General features: G+C 37.6%; 17 protein-coding genes. 13 read left to right on the top strand and 4 right to left on the bottom strand.

Annotation, left to right across the window (positions count from 1 at the left end):
• Positions 1–37 precede the first annotated feature (37 nt).
• The 6 genes from ICG50_RS02270 (at position 38) to ICG50_RS02245 (ending at position 8,146) form a co-directional block, all read left to right on the top strand.
• The gene (locus ICG50_RS02270) at positions 38–2,053 is read left to right on the top strand and encodes a M13 family metallopeptidase (protein ID WP_187659286.1); all 2,016 of its coding nucleotides are present in this window, start codon (positions 38–40) and stop codon (positions 2,051–2,053) included.
• Between the two features lie 337 nt (positions 2,054–2,390).
• Complete coding sequence (locus ICG50_RS02265) at positions 2,391–2,651, top strand: hypothetical protein (RefSeq protein ID WP_187659285.1); 261 nt, start codon at positions 2,391–2,393, stop codon at positions 2,649–2,651.
• Positions 2,652–2,721: 70 nt separating this feature from the next.
• Positions 2,722–3,939, top strand: coding sequence for a DNA cytosine methyltransferase (locus ICG50_RS02260; protein WP_187659284.1), 1,218 nt, complete (start codon positions 2,722–2,724; stop codon positions 3,937–3,939).
• The gene (locus ICG50_RS02255; protein ID WP_187659283.1) at positions 3,939–6,446 is read left to right on the top strand and encodes an ATP-binding protein; all 2,508 of its coding nucleotides are present in this window, start codon (positions 3,939–3,941) and stop codon (positions 6,444–6,446) included. Before ICG50_RS02260 ends, ICG50_RS02255 begins: the two co-directional genes overlap by 1 nt.
• On the top strand, positions 6,443–7,351 hold the full coding sequence (locus ICG50_RS02250; RefSeq protein ID WP_187659282.1) for a hypothetical protein: 909 nt from the start codon (positions 6,443–6,445) through the stop codon (positions 7,349–7,351). The genes ICG50_RS02255 and ICG50_RS02250 overlap by 4 nt, the downstream gene beginning before the upstream one ends.
• Before the next feature lie 24 nt (positions 7,352–7,375).
• A complete protein-coding gene (locus ICG50_RS02245; RefSeq protein ID WP_246448708.1) occupies positions 7,376–8,146 on the top strand; it encodes an HNH endonuclease in 771 nt (256 codons plus the stop codon).
• Positions 8,147–8,184: 38 nt separating this feature from the next.
• Here ICG50_RS02245 and ICG50_RS02240 read toward each other — a convergent pair whose 3' ends face one another.
• On the bottom strand, positions 8,185–8,931 hold the full coding sequence (locus ICG50_RS02240; RefSeq protein WP_187659280.1) for a hypothetical protein: 747 nt from the start codon (positions 8,929–8,931) through the stop codon (positions 8,185–8,187).
• A gap of 321 nt (positions 8,932–9,252) precedes the next feature.
• On the bottom strand, positions 9,253–9,846 hold the full coding sequence (locus tag ICG50_RS02235; RefSeq protein ID WP_187659279.1) for a 2OG-Fe(II) oxygenase: 594 nt from the start codon (positions 9,844–9,846) through the stop codon (positions 9,253–9,255).
• A gap of 332 nt (positions 9,847–10,178) precedes the next feature.
• Between ICG50_RS02235 and ICG50_RS02230 the strand changes: the two genes are divergently transcribed.
• Both ICG50_RS02230 and ICG50_RS02225 read left to right on the top strand, forming a co-directional pair.
• Positions 10,179–11,123: a hypothetical protein gene (locus ICG50_RS02230; protein ID WP_187659278.1), complete on the top strand. Its 945-nt coding sequence runs from the start codon at positions 10,179–10,181 to the stop codon at positions 11,121–11,123.
• Between the two features lie 232 nt (positions 11,124–11,355).
• Positions 11,356–12,693, top strand: a complete 1,338-nt coding sequence (locus tag ICG50_RS02225; protein WP_171221129.1) for an ammonium transporter — start codon at positions 11,356–11,358, stop codon at positions 12,691–12,693.
• A 164-nt stretch (positions 12,694–12,857) separates the two neighbouring features.
• On the opposite strand, the gene ICG50_RS02220 is transcribed toward ICG50_RS02225, so the two are convergent.
• Entirely contained in the window at positions 12,858–14,441 is a 1,584-nt protein-coding gene (locus tag ICG50_RS02220; protein ID WP_187659277.1) for a L,D-transpeptidase family protein, read from the bottom strand.
• 103 nt (positions 14,442–14,544) lie between these two features.
• Here ICG50_RS02220 and ICG50_RS02215 point away from each other — a divergent pair, with 103 nt between their 5' ends.
• The 3 genes from ICG50_RS02215 (at position 14,545) to ICG50_RS02205 (ending at position 16,442) form a co-directional block, all read left to right on the top strand.
• The gene (locus tag ICG50_RS02215; RefSeq protein WP_187659276.1) at positions 14,545–15,039 is read left to right on the top strand and encodes a nuclear transport factor 2 family protein; all 495 of its coding nucleotides are present in this window, start codon (positions 14,545–14,547) and stop codon (positions 15,037–15,039) included.
• 371 nt (positions 15,040–15,410) lie between these two features.
• A complete protein-coding gene (locus tag ICG50_RS02210) occupies positions 15,411–15,839 on the top strand; it encodes a hypothetical protein (protein ID WP_187659275.1) in 429 nt (142 codons plus the stop codon).
• A gap of 18 nt (positions 15,840–15,857) precedes the next feature.
• Positions 15,858–16,442, top strand: coding sequence for a globin family protein (locus tag ICG50_RS02205; protein WP_187659274.1), 585 nt, complete (start codon positions 15,858–15,860; stop codon positions 16,440–16,442).
• A gap of 53 nt (positions 16,443–16,495) precedes the next feature.
• On the opposite strand, the gene ICG50_RS02200 is transcribed toward ICG50_RS02205, so the two are convergent.
• A complete protein-coding gene (locus ICG50_RS02200) occupies positions 16,496–17,434 on the bottom strand; it encodes an L-threonine 3-dehydrogenase (protein ID WP_187659273.1) in 939 nt (312 codons plus the stop codon).
• Positions 17,435–17,620: 186 nt separating this feature from the next.
• Here ICG50_RS02200 and ICG50_RS02195 point away from each other — a divergent pair, with 186 nt between their 5' ends.
• Together ICG50_RS02195 and mfd are read left to right on the top strand one after the other, a co-directional pair.
• A complete protein-coding gene (locus ICG50_RS02195; protein WP_187659272.1) occupies positions 17,621–18,247 on the top strand; it encodes a hypothetical protein in 627 nt (208 codons plus the stop codon).
• A 3-nt stretch (positions 18,248–18,250) separates the two neighbouring features.
• Positions 18,251–21,613, top strand: coding sequence for a transcription-repair coupling factor (gene mfd / locus ICG50_RS02190; RefSeq protein WP_187659271.1), 3,363 nt, complete (start codon positions 18,251–18,253; stop codon positions 21,611–21,613).
• The last annotated feature ends 20 nt before the right edge of the window (positions 21,614–21,633 follow it).

Raw genomic sequence — 21,633 nt, 5'->3', positions numbered from 1 at the left:
TTGACTACTTTAGCGTTCTAATCATCAAACTAAAACTATGCAGAACGCAAAAATCACCTTATTATTGGCTGCCGTCTTACTGACCGCTTGCAGCCAAAAAGAACTCACCTCAGGTATCAATAAAAAGAATATGGACACGCTGGTAAAACCCGGCGATAACTTTGCCGCTTATGTCAACGGTGCTTGGATGAAAACCGCCAAAATTCCGGCAGACAAAGCTTCTTACGGTGCTTTTGACATGCTATTAGACCAATCGCAAAAAGACGTCAAAGCCATCATCGAAGAAGCCGCCAAAGGCAGTAATACCGAAGGTTCCGACGAACAAAAAATCGGTGACTACTACGCTTCGTTTATGGACCGAAAAGGACGTGATGCCAAAGGTGTTGCGCCTATCCAACCCGAATTAAAAGCCATCGACGCCATTGCTTCTTATGACGATTTAGCCGCTTATTTTGGACAAGCCAACCGCAACGGCGTGCCCATTCCGTTCAACGTTTCGGTCTATACTGATTTTAAAGATCCTACGAAATACACTTTAATCACTTGGCAAGGCGGTCTCGGACTTCCGGAAAGAGAATACTATTTGGCTACCGACGCTAAGATGGCTGATATCCGTACAAAATATGTAGCCTACATCGAAAAGATGTTCCAACTGACCAACATGCCAAATGCTGCTGAAAGTGCCACCAAAATCATGGCTTTGGAAACTACTTTAGCTAACCAGCACATGAAAAAAGAAGACACGCGCGACATTATAAAACTATACAATGCTTACGCTGTGAAAGATTTAAAAACGTTGATGCCCGATTTCAACTGGACGGCCATGTTCAAAAATGCCGGAGTTGACAAAGAGAAAAAACTAGTAGTGACTCAAGTAAACTATATTAAAAGCCTAAACAACATCATCAAAAACACCCCAATTGACACTTGGAAAACCTATTTAAAATGGGGTTTAATCAACAACTCAAGCGAAAGTTTAACCACTGCCTTAGACAACCAAAAATTTGAGTTTTACAGCAAAACCCTTTATGGCGTTGAGAAGCAACAAGAAGATTGGAAACGTGCCGTTGATGTTGTAAACGGTGGTTTGGGCGAAATTGTGGGGAAAGTCTATGTCAAAAAACACTTCTCTCCCGAAGCCAAAGAACGCATGGTGACTATGGTTGAAAACCTATTAAAAGCCTATGCCGAAAGCATCAAAAAACTAGATTGGATGAGTCCGGCGACCAAAAAAGAAGCCTTGAAAAAGGTGGATAACTTTATGATTAAAATTGGCTACCCTGACAAGTGGAGAGATTACTCAGCCCTTAAAATTGACAAAAACGATTTATACGGTAACGGTTTACGCTCTGCCGAATTTGAATACAACCGCAACTTAGCCAAACTGGGTAAACCGGTAGACCGCACCGAATGGGGCATGAACCCACAAACGGTAAACGCTTACTACAACCCATCGTTAAACGAGATTGTATTCCCGGCCGCGATTTTGAAACCACCTTTCTTTGATTTGAATGCTGATGATGCTGTAAACTATGGTGGCATCGGAGCCGTAATTGGTCACGAAATAGGCCACGGTTTTGACGACCAAGGAAGTGCTTTTAATGGCAAAGGCGAAATGAAAAACTGGTGGACACCACAAGACTTAGCCGCTTTCAAAAAGAAAACTGCCGCTTTGGTTGACCAATACAGCAGCTTCAAAGCTTTCCCTGATTTGAATGTAAACGGTGCCTTTACCCTAGGGGAAAACATAGGCGACTTAGGCGGATTGAGCATTTCCATCAAAGCCTACAAAGCCAGTTTAAACGGAAAAGAAGCACCCGTAATGGACGGCTTCACCGGCATGCAACGCGTATTCCTAGGTTGGGGACAAGTATGGTTAGAAAAATCCCGTGCCGAAGCCCTGCGCAGTCAAATTGCCTCCGACCCTCACTCACCAGCCCTATTCAGAGTAAACGGTACAGTGCGCAATATCCCGGAGTTCTACGAAGCGTTTAATATTAAACCAACAGATTCGTTGTACTTAGCGCCTGAAAAGCGTGTGAAGATTTGGTAGAAGAATTTCAAAAGATATATAAACCCTGACGGAGACGTTGGGGTTTTTTGTTTTACCACTAAAGCCAATTGATATAACGATTGTCACCCTGTCCCGATATTTATCGGGAGTCGAAGGGCAGCCGTCACTTCGAGTGTTTCATATCGTTCGCGAACGATATGAAATGACCCGAGGCTTTAGCCGAACAGAGCGAAGCTAATCGAGAAGCCTACACTTTGTCATTACCATAGGCTAAAACATTGTTCATAAATTCTGCAAACAAACAGGATTTATGCTTACAATTAAAGGCGTACAAATCACTTCAATTTCTTAAATTAGTAAACAAAAAACCAAAGCAATGCAAGAACAAAAAAACAACTCAGGATTTGAATATTGGGATTTCATCGAAAAACATTATCCACTTTATTATAGCTGCGATGATGTGCTACTTAGCGATATCTTGACTCGAAAACTAAACGGTCAAGAAATCTGCAAAGAAGATGAAGAATACATTGAGGGATGGAATGTAAAAGAAGAACTTTTGAAGTTAGATACAGAATTATTTAGAAGGGCTCTGGAGAATTATTTTAAAACCATTTTTACTCTAACCACAAAATAATTTGTTCCCTTCACTACTTTTTTGTATTTTATGAGGTTTTTTTCTATATTTTTGTTCATAATGTTATTTTATGTCAAAAAAATTAACCTACATAGACTTATTTGCGGGCTGTGGCGGGCTATCTCTTGGCTTACATCAAGCCGGCTGGAAAGGATTATTTGCAATTGAAAAAAGTCCTGATGCTTTCAAAACTCTAGACTACAATCTTATTGAAAACAAAAATCATTTTGATTGGCCTAAATGGCTACCAAAAGAAGCACATGACATAAACGAAATCCTAGCTCATCATAACAAACACCTTATCAAACTTCAAGGAAAAGTGACAATGATAGCTGGCGGACCGCCTTGCCAAGGCTTCTCTATGGCAGGAAGACGAAATGAAAATGACCTACGAAACCTTTTGATTGATTCCTATATAAAGTTTGTTGAAACCGTAAAACCAAAAATAATTTTCTTTGAAAATGTAAAAGGTTTTACAATGGAATTTAAAAAGAACAAAGAAAAAGGTGTTGCCTATTCCTCCATTGTAACTCAAAAACTAGATGATGCAGGTTATTATGTTAAAGGACAATTAGTAAACTTTGGCGAATATGGCGTGCCGCAAAAAAGAACACGCTTCATATTAGTGGGCATTCAAAAAGAATTAAAAAATGCATCACAAGAAAAAGTTGAAACATTTTTCTCTTTACTCAAAGAAAACAAATTCGAGTTTTTAAAAGAAAAAGGGCTTACAATTGATACTAACTTGCAAGATGCAATTTCTGATTTATTCAAGAAAAATGGTTTGAAACCAACTCCTGATTCTTTATCGTTTGACTCTGGAATCTATGGAAAAGAAAAGAATAATTATCAAAAATTGATGCGTCAAGGGGTAGAGGATAAAATCCCAAACAGTCATAGATTCCCAAAACATTCACCCATTATTCTTGAACGCTTTAAAGATATTTTGGCGGTAACCCATGATAGAAGAAATTTAGACTTAAGCAAAGAAATTAGAGAACGTTTCAATATTAAAAAACATACTGTTATTCCCCTTAATGGTTTAGACAAAAGTCCAACAATAACCACTCTGCCTGACGACTACATTCATTATGAAGAACCAAGAATTTTAACCGTTCGTGAATATGCTCGTATACAATCATTTCCTGATTGGTACATCTTTCAAGGAAAATACACCACTGGCGGAAAACGCAGAACACAAGAAGTGCCGAGATATACCCAAATTGGAAACGCTATTCCGCCGTTATTTAGTGAGCAAAGTGGACTTATTTTAAAACAACTTATTTAATGGATAAAGGTCTTTTAAGTTTTGATATCAAAACAGGAATGAAAAATATTATCGGTAGAGACTTAATCACCGATGACTTTATCGCAATATATGAACTTGTTAAAAACTCTTATGATGCATATGCAGATTATGTAAAAATCACTTTAAATAATGACGAGATAATAATTGCTGACAATGGTAAAGGAATGTCTAAACTTGATTTAGAAAAGAAATGGTTTGCTGTTGCCTACTCTGCAAAAAAAGACAATACTGAAGATGCTGATTTAGCTAGAGTTTCACATTTAAATAATTTAAAATCTAGAAGATTTTATGCTGGCGCAAAAGGAGTAGGTCGTTTTTCATGTGATAGATTAGGTGGCAAATTAGAACTTATTACTTCGAAAGTAAATAATGATGAAACATTTAAAGTTAATGTTGATTGGGGAGAATTTGAAAAGGATGCTCAACAAAGTTTTGGGTCTGTAAAAATTCCATTTGAAAGTTCTGAGAGCAATACTGCTTTCCCAAACAATACAAATCACGGGACAATATTAAAAATAAAAGACTTAAACTCAACTTGGAATGAAAATAAACTTAGAGAACTGAGACGGTCTTTAGAAAAACTTATTAATCCATTTTCAAAAGAAAACAGCTTTACTATTGAAATTGAAGCAAAAGACTTTATAGAAGTTGACAATAATTCAAGCAATAATCTCAAAATAAACGGAATTGTTGATAACAGTATTTTAAAAATACTTGATTTAAAAACCACTCAAATTAATTTAAGTTTAAAAAATGAAATTATAACTACAAAGATTATTGATAGGGGTACTTTAATTTATCACATAGAAGAGTCCAACAATTATATCTCCTTAATTGATGATTTAGAAATTAATCTTTACTTTCTAAATAGAAGTGCTAAGATTAATTTTGGCAAACTGATGGATATAGAGCCCGTCAATTATGGAAATGTGTTTTTATTCAAAAATGGATTTCGTGTTCAGCCTTATGGAAATGTAGGTGATGATAGTTGGGAATTAGACAACCGAAAACAACAGGGATATAATCGGTTTCTTGGGACGAGAGATTTATTTGGAAAAGTAGATTTAATTACGGAAAACTTCAACGAATTTAAAGAAGTATCAAGTAGAGCGGGTGGATTGGTAGAAACTTCAGGCAAAAAAATATTGTTCTCAATCTTTAAAGACAAAGCATTTTTAAGACTTGAAAGATATGTTGCTGGGGTTCTATGGGGTGAGGCATTTAAAAGAAAGAAATATTTTTTAAACGAAGAATTAGCGGATTTTCACAGAGAAGGACTTAAGGAAGATAAAGACAAAGATTCTTATGAAGATGCTTTAAATAACATAGGAAGTAAAATTGATTTTGTTAATTTAATTAAAACCTTAACTGATGATAAGAACATCCAAATTCTCGATTACAACAGAGAATTGGTTAACCTTGTTAATGAAAAACTTGATGAAGTTCAGCCAAAATTCATAACAGATCTTGAAAAGATAGCCGAAAAAACAAATGATTTAGAACTATTAAACCAAGTTAAATTAACTGAAGAAAATTTCAATAAAATCATAAAAGACAAGGAAGAAGCTGAGAAGCGTGAGGAAGAAGAAAGGCAAAAGCGTATTGAAGCTGAAAAAATAGCAGAACTTGAGAAAATAAAAAGGGAAGAAGCTGAAAAAAAGCAAAAAGAAGAAGAGGATAAGAGAAAAAAAGCAGAGTTTGAAGCAAAAGAACACGAGTTAAAAAGACGTGAAGAAGAGATAAAAAGAAAAGAAGCTGAACAGAAAGCAAAAGATGCTGAACAAAAAGCTGAAAATCGAAAAAGACAGTTAGATAGATTAAGATCGTCAGAAACTATTACATATAAAGACTTGCGAGACTCAAACCATATCATAGGTGTCTATTCAGATGACATTTCAAAAAAAATTCAACTTATCAAAAGAAAAATTGATAAAAAAGGCTCCATTGATAAAAATGAATTTTTTGAATTTCTACAAGAAATTAGTCTAGTCAACGAAAAAATTAATACTCTAACAAAGTTTACAACAAAATCGGGCTTTCTAGAAGCTAGGCTTTCAACTACAGAAAATATTGTTGGATATATTGAAAATTATGTGAAAAATATTTATGGCTCACTACATAAAGAAATGAGCTATGAGTTTTCAAATAATCAACTTGTATTTGAAAAAGAATTTCAACCAATCGAATTATCGGTTGTTCTAGATAACATTTTGAATAATTCCAAAAAGAAAGGCGCTTCAAGAGTAATGTTTGATTTTGAAAATGAAAACGGAAATCTTGTTTTATCAATTAAAGATATAGGAAAATCATTAGACAATTCAATTGCAAAAGAATTAATATTTGAGGAAGGGGTTACTTCAACAAAAGGAGCTGGTCTAGGCTTAAGTCATGTCAAAAGAATATTAGAGAATGACTTTAACGCGAGCATAGAATACAATCCTGATTATTCAAAAGGGTTTGAACTATTAATTACTTTCAAAAAATGAAATTAAACTACTACGTTTTATGGGTTGAAGATGATGATTCATGGTTTAAAACCACTTCTGAATTATTTAGCGAAACAATATTTGATTATGGATTTAATCCAGTTATAGAAAGAAGGAAAAATCTAGATGGCGTAGTTAATCAAATTATTGAATCTGGCCTAAAAAAATTTGACATCTTTTTAATTGATTTTAAACTACGTAATTCAAAAGATGGTGATTCTATTATTGACTATGTACGTAACAGTAATGTTTTTACTGATATTATTTTTTATTCAAGTGACAAACAATCAATTATCGATTCAATCAAAGAAAATTTATTTGAAGGTGTTTATCATTCCGACAGAAAAGAACTAGAAGATAAATTTGAAAAAGTTTTTAAAACTACAATAAAGAAAATAGAAGAAATAAATTCAATGAGAGGTCTCATTGTTGGTGAAACTTCAGAACTTGATGCTTTAATTGAAGAACATTTAATCACTTACACTAAGTCTCCATTTATTGAAAAGTTCAATCTTGAAAAGTTTGTTGAAAAAGAAATTATAAATAACCTTGAAAAAAGAAAAATTAAGATCGATGATTTATATAAATCTGAAGGTTTTCATTCAATTCTCCCTCATATTGATGCTGCCAAAAAATGGAAAATGTTAAGAGAAATTTTAAAGAAAAACATTGATTATAAAATTTTTATATCTGAATTTATTGAAATGAATTCTACCTACTTTGACGAAGTAATTGATATTAGAAACAAATTTGCACACGCACAAGTTTTGACATGTGAAGATGGGAAAGAGGTTTTAAAAGCACTTGTTGGAGATAAACACTTTGAATTTGATGAGGATTCATTTAAAAAGATTAGAGAAGATTTAATTAAACACAGGAGTGCTCTAATAAAACTTAAAGATTAAAACCCCGAGAATATAAAAATGTCAATGCCTAAAATCCTCTGGACACGCGAAGAACTCATTCTTGCTTTCAATCTCTATTTAAAGCTACCCTTTGGCAAAATGCACAAAAATACACCAGAGATTATTGAGCTAGCAAACCTATTAGGCAGGACACCAAGTTCAATTGGGATGCGCTTAGGTAATTTTGCAAGTGTAGATCCTTACCATATCCTAAGAGGTGTTGGTGGTCTTAAAGGGGGCATGAATCAAGTTAAGCCTATCTGGGACGAATTCAACGAAAACAAAGAAGAACTTACTTTTTTGAGTGAAAAAATAAGAGCTGAAAAAGAAAACACCACTATTGAAAAGAAATATCAAGATATATTATTTGATTTGAAAGATTTAAAAGGCGAAACGGTAACAAGGGAAGTAAAAACAAGGGTAAATCAATCTTTCTTTAGGGAAATGGTATTAGCCAATTATGCTTCAAAATGCGCAATCACAGGAATAGACATACCACAATTATTACTTGCCAGTCACATTATTCCATGGTCAAAAAATGAAAATGAAAGGCTTAACCCTGAAAATGGAATTTGTCTTTCACCTCTTTACGACAAAGCTTTTGACAAAGGATTAATTAGTATTAATACAAATTATCAAATAATATTATCCAAAGAAATAAAAGTTAAAACCCAAACAACTTTTTATTCAAATCATTTTGCTCCAATTGAAAACCTAAAAATTATCGAGCCTTTAAAATATCTTCCTAAAAAAGAATTTTTAGAATATCACTTAGATACTATCTTTTTGAAATAAAAATGATTTTCAAAATATTATAATCTAAAACAACATTGCTACCAAACCCCCAAAACCTCAACCCCAAGCTCCCCCAAACTCTTAACCAAATACCGCTCCCCATTCACCACCTCATAAAACTTTACCCCGGCAACCGCTATAAAAACACCCGTGCCGGTCGGTAAAACCGTTGGCGTCATAGTAAACTGGGTTTCGGTATCCGTTGGAGTTATATAATGGGCGTTACTCATAAACAATTCCGTTTTCGCTTGCGCATAATCTATCCGTAACACGCCAAACTGCACCTCAGCCACACTACTCCCAAGAGGAAATTTCAGGGCTTGGGCACTAAAATCGGCCACCGTTAAAGTCGCACTCGCGGCATCAAAAACCAATCGGCTCCGCAATAGCTGGCTCACACTTTGTTCACTAAAAACAAACTTCTTTAACAAACTTTGTCCCTCAGGAGTCCCAAGAGCTATCCCAAGCGACCGCTGCCCACGCACAGAAACCCTATCAAAAGTCTTAATGGTTTGAAACAACGACATCAACCGCCCATGAAGCGTAGAATCCGTAAACCCATTCAAAAAAGGAAACAACCCCAACCTAAAAAGCCTTTTAAACTTAGAAACATGACCAAATTCACTACTATTCTCTCGCGTTCGTACCATAGCAGGACTATGCTTAACTTTTTCACTACTAAAACCGCCACCCGCTTTCCGAGCCACCGGCTTTCCTTTCCTAAAATAAAAACTTACCCCGTCTATTGTCCCCGTAAGTTTTATCAATCCTTTTTGCTCTGCCATAAAACAATCCCTTTATGTTCATCTTACGTTATAACGACAATAATCCATATTTATTGCCTATTTATAGCGTATATATAGCGTATATATAGCGTGTATATAGCGTAGTAACGTCATAGTTACCTTATACCAAACCCATACCAAAGCTCACCTAACCCTAACACTCACAAACAAAATCCGTGTCAATCAGTTTAATCCGTGTCATCTGTGTGCCAATACCACCTACTATTTCTATCTCAAAAACATTCCACCTCAAAAATCCGTGACTATCAGTCTCATCCGTCTCATCCGTGTGCCATCCCCCTCAACGCAGTCAAAGGGCTTTCACCCCCGCTTCAACCACCCCGTAACACTCATCCTCGCCACATTCGTCACCAACACCTCATGCTCCAATTCATTGCTCCTAAAAAACACTGTTTTCCCCGCATTAGGCGAAATGGTTTGGTTCGTTGGGTTTTGGTAAATCTGTAATTCACCACCGTCTTTCGTTTCCCAATCAGGGTTTAAATAACTAATCATCGAGAACTGTCGGTTAGAATTGTCCTGAAATTGGTCTAAGTGCTTTTTATAAAAATCGCCCGCTTCATATAACGAATAATGAAACTCATAACCCGTAATTCCGGTGTAGCAACTTTCGTTTAAATATAGTACAAACGCATCCATCTTTTCAAAGAAAGCATTCTCATGAATGTTGTTGTGCTTTTTATCCAACCAATAAATCACATCGCTCCGCACTAGACTATCGTGTTGCAACTTTTGGTCGTTGCCAATGCCGGCCTTTTCCAATAAATGACTTGCCTGCAACGCAAGAATGTTCTCTTTCAAATGCTGACACAAACCCGCACTCAAAAAACCCTCCGCTATCCCCACTTTGTTTTCAATAAAACTGCTAATCAATCTTTCAAAACTATCTTCCATCACACACACCAACTTGATTTGACAAGCACTCCGTCAAGGTAGGCTATTTATACGGCTAAACTGCTTAATCTTCTCACTCATATAAAATCTGTGACAATCTGTGTCATCTGTGTTCCTTTTTTACCAACCCAAAAATCTGTGACAATCTGTGTCATCTGTGTTCTTTTTTTACCAACCCAAAAATCTGTGACAATCTGTGTCATCTGTGTTCCTTTTTTACCAACCCAAAAATCCGTGACAATCAGTCCCATCCGTGTCATCCGTGTGCCATTTTCAAATTATCACCAACCAAATAATTATTTCTTTAACTTTACCTCACCAATCCAACCTTTATGAAACCAAAACACACCTTTATAACGCTTATAGCCATCGCTTTATCACCACTATTCAGCTTCAGCCAAATCACCATCACCAACACCGCCGAAGTAACCAAAATCAAACAAGGCACCACCTACTTCGCCATGAAAGATCCTGCTTCACCCAAAGCAGCAGCATACGTTGAAGCCATCAAAAAAGCCTATACACTCACCAAAGTCGAATGCATCAAATACACCGATGTAGAAAAAAATATTGCCCCTAACAATAGCTTCGTTACCATTGGTGCCAATATGACTACGTCCAACAGCACCTTGGCTTCCACCGAAACCCGCATCTATCTCGAACTTTGGACCACCAACGGCAAATACACCTACGACCCCAAGAAAAGAAGACACTTCAACCAAGCCGATAAAATATCCATCGCCACCATAGAACTCTTCGCCGATTTCTTCGCCCAAAACAACCCAAGCGCACTATACAAAATGGACTATGACGCCGAGGGTCATTTCAAAAACTGGGGCACCGGTGTTATAACCAATTACCTCCAACAACTAACAACCCTACTAAACAAAGGCACCGACTGCCTAGCCAAAACCGAAGTAGCCAACAAAGAAGCACTCCAAAAGATGGCCTCATCCACACTATTCATTCCTGACTATGTGCTAACCAAATTCGCCAAAAACTCCGACGACGAAAGCAAAAAGTATACCGACAAGGAAATCTTCGACGGTATCACCCAATCGTATAAAGTTTTGCCAATAGCCGAACTCAACGATAAAATCCTAACTAACGCCACGCCGTTTTATTATCTGTTATTCATTAAAACACCCACAGAGAAATTTGTAACGGTAACCAACGCCCAAACCGGGGAAATCATCTACTCGGCCTATACCGCCTCTGCCACCAATTTCAAATCAAGCGATTTAAAAGAGTTACAAAAAGCCACACTGAAAAAGTAAGAACCGTCAGTTCGAGTGTCCCGATGAAATCGGGATGTATCGAGAACCCAATATACTTTTCTCAAAAACAAACTCTTTATTTTCCAAATCCACAAAAACAACTTCAATTCCTCAATTTTTACACAAAAATCCATCACAACCCCCAATAATTTAAAATTTATAATTCAAAATTTATAATATTTCATAAATTTGCCCTATCAAAAACAGGGGTCATATTAAAATTGAATTTTTTATGAAAATCGAAAAACGTTGGATAGTTTCTTTTCTCATCATTACTTTAGTCGCCATCTCAGGCTTATTTTGGCCCGAAAAACTAGCCGAAAACAACGACGCATTCAATGCTGTTGACACCATCAGCTTTGCCGATGTGGCTTGGTTACTTACCGCTTCTTGTTTGGTTTTATTAATGACGCCGGGCTTAGCGTTCTTTTACGGCGGTATGGTCGGGAAAAAGAATGTTATTTCCACCATGCTTAAAAGTTTTATTTGTTTAGGTGTAATCAGCTTGCTTTGGGTTACGGTTGGTTTTTCGCTTTCTTTTGGCGCCCCGATTGGCCCAACAATCAACGGCGTTCACTATGGCATCATTGGCAACCCATTTGATTTTGCTTTCTTTAGCTATGTCGAAATGCACCCGCACAAGACCATGGCTTCTTCGATACCTTTTATTTTATTTGCTTTGTTCCAAATGAAATTTGCAGTCATAACACCGGCCATTATCACCGGCGCCCTCGCGGAACGCATCCGTTTCATCTCCTTTTTGCTCTTTATTTGTTTGTTTACCCTTTGTATCTATACGCCTTTATGCCACATGATTTGGCACCCAAACGGTCTCTTGGGCAGCTTTTTCGGCGTAAAGGATTTTGCAGGTGGAACAGTCGTTCACATGAGTGCGGGTTTTGCAGCTTTGGCTGGTGTTTTAGTTTTAGGCAAAAGAAAAAACAGCGAGCACATTCCCACCAACATTCCGTTTGTTTTGTTAGGCACCGGAATGCTTTGGTTCGGTTGGTTCGGATTCAATGCCGGTTCGGCTTTAGCGGCTAATGCTACGGCAGCTATGGCTTTTGCTACCACAACCATTTGCTCGGCTTCGGCTATGTTATCGTGGGTATTCTTTGACCGAATGAATGGGCGTAAAGTATCAGCCCTTGGTGCTTGTATCGGTGCTGTGGTTGGATTGGTAGTAATAACGCCATCGGCTGGTTATGTAACCATTCCGCAAAGTATTTTCTTCGGATTCATAGGCGCCATAGTCTCCAACAAAATGGTCTACTGGAAAAAGCTAAAACAAATAGACGACACTTTAGACGTATTCGCCTGTCACGGCGTAGGCGGAATTATGGGAATGATACTAACGGCCATCTTTGCCAAAGGAGAAAACGCAAGCTTGTTATACGGTGGCTGGAACATCTTCGGGCATCACATGTTGGCTTTGGTTTTGGTTTCGGTATTTACCTTTGGCGGTGCTTATTTGTTGTTCAAATTAACCAACATCATCATCCCAATACGCGTTTCAGAAGAATCAGAAAACATGGGTTTAGATTTATCACAACACGGCGAGGCTTTTTAAACAAACTTCAGAAGCCCTTCGACAAGCTCAGGTTGACAACAGCATAATCAATTGGTTTTTGTTGAATAAAGTAAATCTTCTATAAAAACTAAAAACAATACAAACGCACGCTGTCACTCTGAGCCTGTCGAAGGGCTTTTCTCTTATCCCTTTTTACTTATCCCTTACTCCTCCAACAACAACATCGCTAAAGCATTGTCCCTATCATAAATGTCTTTGTAGAAATTAACCACGCCTTCATCATCCACCCAAGCAGTAAAATAACCAATATACACCGGGATTTTGTTCTTCAAAGTATACCACTTTTCTTTTTTACCGTTCATAGCAGCATCAATTTTTTCGGGCGACCAACTCGGGTCGTCTTGTAAAATCATATTGGCTAACTCTTTAGGCTTCTCCACCCGAATACAGCCATGACTGAAAGCCCTTTTCTCTTGACTAAACAAGCTCTTCGCCGGTGTATCATGCAGATAGATGTTGTTCGAATTTGGGAATAAAAACTTCACCAAACCTAAGGAATTATTCGGTCCGGGTTTTTGTCGAATCATATTGCCTTTCCACTCCATATTGTGTTTGGCTAAATAGTTTTTGTTCTTTTTAATCGCCGGAAGAATTTCTTTATTCTTAATGCTCGTGGGCACATTCCAATACGGACTAAAAACAATGTAACTCATCATCCCACTAAAAATAACGGTCTTGTTTAAAGCTGTTCCCACTACCACATTAGAAACCAAAGCCGCTTTTCCTTCTTTAAAATAGGTCAGGCGATAAGAAGGAATATTAACCACGATAAGCTCTTTGGATTTAGTTAAATCAGTAGAAATCCAACGACAACGCTCCATGTTGACTATTATCGTTTTGATTCGGTCACTGATGGGCACGTTCATTTCGGCAATGTGTTTAGGCAAAATGATTTTATCGCCGGAAAACCCGTTGCGTTGTTTGTATTTCAAAACGGCCTGTTGTAAGGATTCATCATAAACCGCACTTTTAGAATCGCTTTCAATATCACTAGTCAAAAACAAACGGCTTCTGATTTGCAAAACCAAATCAGAACTGTCTCCCGGTTTTAATTGTTTGAATTCTTCAGGGGTTGTTATAGTACTCCAACCACCGCTCTTTTCAATGGTGCGGTATTTTTGTAAAACACTTTTTAACTTATAATATTGACCTATCAATTGCTCTTTGTTGTCAATGAGTTTTGGGTCAACCAACAAAGAATCTAGATAGTCAACATAGGATTGCTTTTTGTGTGGCAAATACCAACCCAACTCTTCAACTTTGGTTTCATCAATCCCCTGCAGTACTTTATTGGTATAATAGAAATAATAATTGGTTAGAAATAATTCAACATCCAAGTTGGGTTTTGAAGTAGTCTTTTGGAATAGCCCATCCAAAATGTCTTTATAAGGAACTTTAGCCTGAACACCTTCTTCAAACAAATTGTTCATCTTATTATAAATGACCTCGGCGGTTTCTTTTCGGCCTTTTTTGTCATACCAAATAAAGTTGTATTGGTTATTGCGATAAAGGGTAATGGTTTGTTTTTTATATAAAACCAACTTTGGGTATTTGGCATAAAAAACGGCTACTTGCGTACTGTCGAAGGACAAAGCAAAATCTTCCGTTTTAAACTTACTTTTTGTCAGTACTGCTTTCTCTTCTTTTTTAGCGCAATACCAACTGGTTAAAGAAAAACCAAGTGCCAATACCACAAGAAGCACTCCTAACCACTGTTTGTTTTTCATATCTAGCTCTTTATTCATCTTATAAAATTACAAAAAGTAATCGGCTAAATAAACACTAAATCGTATATTTACTTTTGATTACAACGGTCTAAAACACGCTACAATGAAAAATATCTTGCTTCTTTTGGTCTCTCTTTTCAGTTTCTCAGTGTCAAATGCACAAGAGAAAGAACAAATATCTACTATTTTAGACGCCTGGCACAAAGCCGCTTCGGAAGCCAATTTCAACAACTATTTTGACGCCATGGCCGAAGAATCTATTTTCATAGGCACGGATGCCACCGAGAATTGGAACAAAACCGATTTCAAAGCCTTTGCCAAACCTTATTTCGATAAAGGAAAAGCATGGAACTTTACGGCTTTAGAGAGAAACATTTACTTCAGTGACGATAAAAAAATCGCTTGGTTTGATGAGTTATTGAATACGCAAATGAAAATCTGTCGCGGTTCGGGTGTGATGGTTTTAATCAATGGCCAATGGAAAATCAAACATTATGTCCTTTCCATGACCATTCCTAATGACAACATAGAGGAAGTCTTAAAAGCAAAAGCACCTATCGAAGACAAACTCATTTCCACTCTGAAAGAAAAAAGATAATTTTTTTCTAACTCCTTCAAATCCATGATCTTTCTTTTCTCGTACATGAGAACAAGAACCCCAATTCTATGATTATGGACCACAACAAAAAAATCAACGTACTGTTCGGGACAATTGCATTCTTGGTACTCATTATGCTGCTTTTTTTGGCTACTTACCTAGCCCTCTTTGCTCCCGTATCAAAAAATAGTTTGTACTAATCAAGCTAAAGACAACAACCTACTACACTAGACATTAGGTTCGTTTTGTTTTTGTTTTTTTTTAAGAAAAGCGCTACTGCCATATGTAGCGCTTTTTGATTTTTTTTTCGCTTTGAAAAAACCATAAATGAAATCACTTCGTAAATGAGGGAAACAAAAAACAATGAGTATATGAAAATTAACAAAACCATAAAAAAGATAGCCTGGAGCGTACTTAGTATAGTCGTTCTGCTATTTGGCATCTTGGTTTATCATATCGCCAATGCCAAACCTGTTGAAAATGCCACGATACAAATCAGCCGCATCGATTTTGACCAACCCTTTGATTCCCTTAGCACTGTTGCCATCAAGCAAAAACTTCACAGCATTAAAGGCGTTAAAAGTGACATTATCGTTAAAAATAATGTAGTGGTCTATTTTCACGACAACACCATCGCCGACTCTAAAAAAGTCTACGACGAATTAATGAGCAAAGGCAATTTCAAAGCTGAACGCTTTATTTTACCACCGAGTTTGGCTGCGAAACAAGTTTGTCCTGTGATGGAAAAAGACAGCTACAAATACAAATTCAGCAAATTTATTCAAGGAATTTTTAATTAATCTTCAAATTATATCATTATGAAAAAGTATTCAAAATTAGCACTAAGTGCTTTAGTCTTCGGAGCGATGGTCTTCACTTCTTGTAGCAGTGATGATGATTCAACACCGCCAGCAACTCCTTCCATCTATGAAAGATTAGGCGGAACAACCATGGTAGCCGATCCTGATAATCCGGGACAAATGATTGAACAAGGTCGTTTAAGTTACCGCAAAGTCGTTAACACAACCGTAGGCTTAATCGTAGCAGATGTACAAGCCGGTGCTTCAGGCAATTTAGGCGCACACTTTGCCCCAATTTTAGGCGAAGTAACGGCTGGAAACACAACCAACTTAGCCATATTGGTAGACAACCTAACCGACTTCTTCTCTTTCAACACCGGAGGAACTAATGCGGTAAATACCTACTCAGGTTTGGATATGGTAACGGCACACAACCCGTCTTTAAACCCAAGAATGGGCACCACTTCTACCGATGCTAATTATACGAAGTTTGTGGGTTATGTTGGTGCAGCAGCCAATCAAAATGGTGTAGCGGCTAATACCCAATTGTATGCTGATATCGTAGTGGTATTAGAATCTTTAAGAGATCCGATTGTTCAGTAATGGCAAACCCACTTCAAATAAAAAACGCTACTTTTTTGAGTAGCGTTTTTTTATTATTTAAGATTCTCTAACATCTCAACCGTCATGGAAGCTAAGTCGAATTTATGTTTCCAATTCCAATCCTTTTGCGCTGCAGTGTCATCAATAGAAGCGGGCCAACTGTCGGCAATCTTTTGTCGGAAATCAGGTTTATAGGAAATGGTAAAATCAGGAATGTGGTTTTTGATCTCGGCGGCGATTTCATTAGGAGTAAAGCTTACTCCGGCCAAGTTATACGAAGAGCGAATCTTAATGTTTTCACTCGGCGCTTGCATAATTTCTATCGTTGCCCGAATCGCGTCATCCATATACATCATCGGCAAAGCAGTATCTTCTGAAAGGAAGCATTCATATTTACCGTCTTTCAATGCTTTGTGGTAGATGTCTACCGCATAATCCGTGGTTCCTCCACCAGGTTCAGTTGACCAACTGATTAAACCCGGATAACGAATGCTTCGCACATCAACACCGTAAATATTATGATAGTATTCACACCATCTTTCCCCGGTTTGTTTGCTGATGCCGTAAACCGTCGTCGGTTCCATGATGGTGTATTGTGGTGTGTTGATTCTTGGCGTTGTAGGTCCGAAAACCGCAATACTGGAAGGCCAAAATATCTTTTTTATTTTTTTGGCTTTAGCCAAATTTAAAACGTGGAAAAGCGAATTCATATTCAAATCCCAAGCAAAAGCCGGATTCTTCTCAGCCGTTGCCGACAATAATGCGGCCATCAAATAAACATCGGTGATTTGGTATTGTTCTATTAAATGCTCAATTTGATTATAATCTAAAGCATTCACTACTTCAAAGATGCCTTCGTTGACGATATCAATATTCAGTTTTCGAATGTCGGAAGCAATGACATTGTCAACGCCGTAAATGCTTCTTAGTTTTTTGGTAAGCTCGGTTCCAATTTGTCCGCAAGCACCAATAATTAGGATTTTAGTACTCATTTAGTGTGTTTTATTCCGCTACGCTACATACAGTTCGTCTGCGACTCGGGTGTTTTGTCCTGCAAAGATAACGTTTTCGCTACTTTTAATCGGACAAAATGTTTTCCAAAAAATTACAATCGCTTTAACTACTTCATACTGAACTTTCCTTTTACCTTTGTACCTTTACGACTTAAATTGATTTTAATGAAGATACGTTTTTCTACTTTGGTTTTAATGCTGCTGTGTTTGGTTTGCTTCGCCAGTTCGCTGACGCTCGTGTCCTGTCAGGAAGATCCAAAAATCCGCCTATTGCAACAGGAAAAAGAAGCTAAGAAACAAGAAGTCATTTTCAACAACATTAATAAAGGTTGGGATTTCAACACCCAACTTACCAATGAAACGGCTCGTTCGCTTACTTCCAGTTGGACAGAATGGCGCGTGTTTTTAAATGAGTTAGGGCAAAAACCCAAAAGCAGTATTGGTGCTTTTAAAGCCAAAGCCAAAACACTTTCCAAAAAAGCAGCCGATTTGAACAACAACATTCCGGTGATGTTTGCAGTGCCGGAAGTCAAGAGCAGAATTGCCACCATCAATACCAAAATTAACTCCATTAATCTTTTCATCAATCTGCAACAAATTCCGGATGCAAAAATTATAAAACTAGTACAAGAAATCAATGTTGAAGTGGCTTCTTTACAGTTTCAACTCGACGAAATTACCCGCAAGAGCAATATCAAAATTGAAGACGGCGAAAATGATATGTTGCGCATGCTGGATACCAGCAGAGCCATTCCTTCTACTCCGGACCCGAATTTAAAACCACGTCAATAAGCTTTGAGTCAAAACTCTTTATATAACAGTTATTTCCATTCGGCGAAAGTCAAACAAATAGCGGACAGTCTTGAAGCTCCTTTGGCTAAAATTCAGTTAAAAGGACTTTTGGGTTCGTCGCTATCCTTTGTTTTTCAGGCTATTTTTAAGAAAAGTGAAAAACCTTTTCTGCTTATTCTGAATGAAAAAGAAGAAGCCGCTTATTATTTAAACGATTTGGAGCAAATGATTGGCGCCCATGACGTACTGTTTTACCCAAGTTCGTATCGCCGTCCTTACCAAATAGAAGAAACCGACAACGCCAATGTTTTATTGCGCTCCGAAGTCTTAAACCGAATCAATTCCCGTAAAAAACCGGCTGTCATTGTCACGTATCCCGAAGCACTTTTTGAAAAAGTAGTCACTCGAAAAGAACTCGATAAAAACACTTTAAAAGTAGCGGATGGCGATAATGTTTCCATCGATTTTATCAACGAAGTTTTATTTGAATACGAATTCAAACGCGTAGATTTTATCACCGAACCGGGAGAGTTTTCTGTTCGTGGCGGTATTTTGGATGTGTTTTCGTTTTCCAATGACAATCCGTATCGTATAGAATTTTTCGGCAATGAAGTTGATAGTATTAGAACCTTTGATGTCGCTACCCAATTGTCGGTAGAAAAGCAAACCAAGATTACCATCATCCCTAATTTAGAAAATAAATTCATCAAAGAAAACCGCGAAAGTTTCCTCGATTACATCAGCGATAAAACCGTATTGTGTATTGAAAATACTGAGTTTCTGACATCCCAATTGGACAAACTTTTTGGCAAAGCCATCGAAACATTTGACAAACTTTCTAAAGACGTTAAACATGCTTCACCCGAGCATTTATTCTTAAACCAAGAAGGGTTTTTACGCAAAGCGTTAGATTTTTCCATTATAGAATTGTCTAACAAACCTTTATTCAAAACCACTAAAACTTTCGAGTTTCACATACAACCTCAACCTTCGTTTAACAAGCAATTTGATTTGTTGTTGAACAATTTGAGCGACAATCATTTCAACGGCTACACCAATTATTTGTACTGTGCCAATGAAGGTCAGGCCAACCGTTTTCACGATATCTTTGAAAGTTTAGACGAAGAAAACCACGAGAACATCCGCAAGCAATACCACACGATAGTTTCCTCTTTGTACCAAGGTTTCATCGATGAAGAAAACCAAATCGCTTGCTACACTGACCATCAGATTTTTGAGCGTTACCACAAATTCACCATCAAAAACGGGTATTCTAAAAAGCAAACGCTGACTTTAAAAGAACTCAATTCATTATCGGTTGGCGATTATGTAACCCACATTGACCACGGCATCGGGAAGTTTGGCGGTTTGCAAAAAATTCAAGTCGAAGGCAGAACACAGGAAGCAATAAAACTCGTTTATGCCGATAACGACATTGTTTACGTCAGTATCCATTCGCTTCATAAAATCTCGAAATACAACGGCAAAGACGGCACGCCACCGAAGATATACAAACTCGGATCGAATGCTTGGAAAGTTTTAAAACAAAAGACCAAAGCGCGTGTCAAACACATTGCCTTCAATTTAATTCAATTATACGCCAAGCGAAGATTGGAAAAAGGATTCCAGTTTGCGTCCGATAGTTATTTGCAAAAAGAATTGGAAAGCTCGTTCATTTACGAAGATACACCCGATCAAATCACGGCAACGCAAGACGTCAAAGCCGATATGGAAAAAGACCGCCCAATGGACCGACTGGTTTGTGGCGACGTAGGTTTCGGAAAAACGGAAGTCGCTATTCGTGCGGCTTTCAAAGCGGTAGATAATAGCAAACAAGTCGCTGTTTTGGTACCGACAACCATTTTGGCTTACCAACATTACCGAACTTTTACCGAAAGATTAAAAGAAATGCCGGTTCGCGTGGGTTACTTAAACCGATTCCGAACCGCCAAACAAAAAGCACAAACGCTGGAAGAACTAGCTTCCGGAAAATTGGATATTATCATTGGAACGCACCAATTGGTCAACAAAAATGTAGTCTTTAAAGATTTAGGTTTGCTGATTGTAGACGAAGAACAAAAGTTTGGTGTCAACGTCAAAGACAAACTCAAAACGATTGCTGCGAATGTAGATACCTTAACTTTAACCGCCACGCCGATTCCGAGAACTTTGCAGTTTTCCTTAATGGCCGCGCGAGATTTATCCGTAATTACAACTGCGCCACCGAATCGGTATCCAATCGAATCGCAAGTCGTTGGGTTTAACGAAGAGTTGATTCGCGATGCCATTTCGTATGAAATTCAACGAAACGGGCAAGTGTTTTTTATCAATAACCGAATTGAAAACATCAAAGAAATTGCCGGTATGATTCAACGATTGGTACCTGATGCTCGCGTGGGTATTGGTCACGGTCAAATGGAAGGCACGAAGTTGGAAGAACTAATGCTTGGGTTTATGAATGGTGATTTTGATGTACTAGTCGCAACAACCATTATTGAAAGTGGTTTGGATGTGCCGAATGCCAACACGATTTTCATCAACAACGCTAATAATTTTGGGTTGTCTGATTTGCATCAAATGCGAGGAAGAGTTGGGCGTAGCAATAAAAAAGCGTTCTGTTATTTTATTTGCCCACCATATTCTGCGATGACGGATGATGCTCGAAAAAGGATTCAGGCTTTGGAACAATTCAGCGAATTAGGTAGTGGTTTCAATATTGCCATGAAAGATTTAGAGATTCGCGGTGCCGGAGATTTACTAGGTGGCGAACAAAGTGGTTTCATTAACGAAATTGGTTTTGAAACCTATCAAAAAATCATGAACGAAGCCATTGAAGAGTTGAAAGAAAACGAATTCAAAGACTTGTACCAAGAAGAAAACGAAGACGAGAACAAAGAATATGTAAAAGATTTACAGATTGATACCGACTTTGAATTACTCTTCCCTGACGAATACATCAACAACATTTCGGAACGTTTGAATTTGTATAATGAATTAGGAACCATAAAAGACGAAGCCGGATTAATTGCTTACGAAAATAAACTGATTGACCGTTTTGGAGCCTTACCAAAAGAAGCCAAAGCATTGTTAAACAGCATCAGAATCAAATGGATTGCCACGCATGTAGGTATCGAAAGAATCGTCATGAAACAAGGCAAACTGATTGGGTATTTTGTATCCGATCAGCAATCGGCCTATTACAATTCGAAGCAATTCCGACACATGTTACAGTTTGTGCAACAACACGGTAACCTTTGTAAAATGAAAGAGAAAGAAACTAAAAATGGATTGCGCTTATTGCTCACATTTGAAAACGTAAAATCCATTTCCCGAGCGCTGGAGTTTATGGAGCTGATGAAGAAATAAAAAAGCCACTCGGATTGAGT

The sequence above is a fragment of the Flavobacterium buctense genome (assembly GCF_014486695.1).
GTDB classification, from domain to species: domain Bacteria; phylum Bacteroidota; class Bacteroidia; order Flavobacteriales; family Flavobacteriaceae; genus Flavobacterium; species Flavobacterium buctense.
The sequence above is the reverse complement of the archived record's forward strand: the minus strand, read 5'-3'. Positions and strand labels throughout refer to the sequence as shown.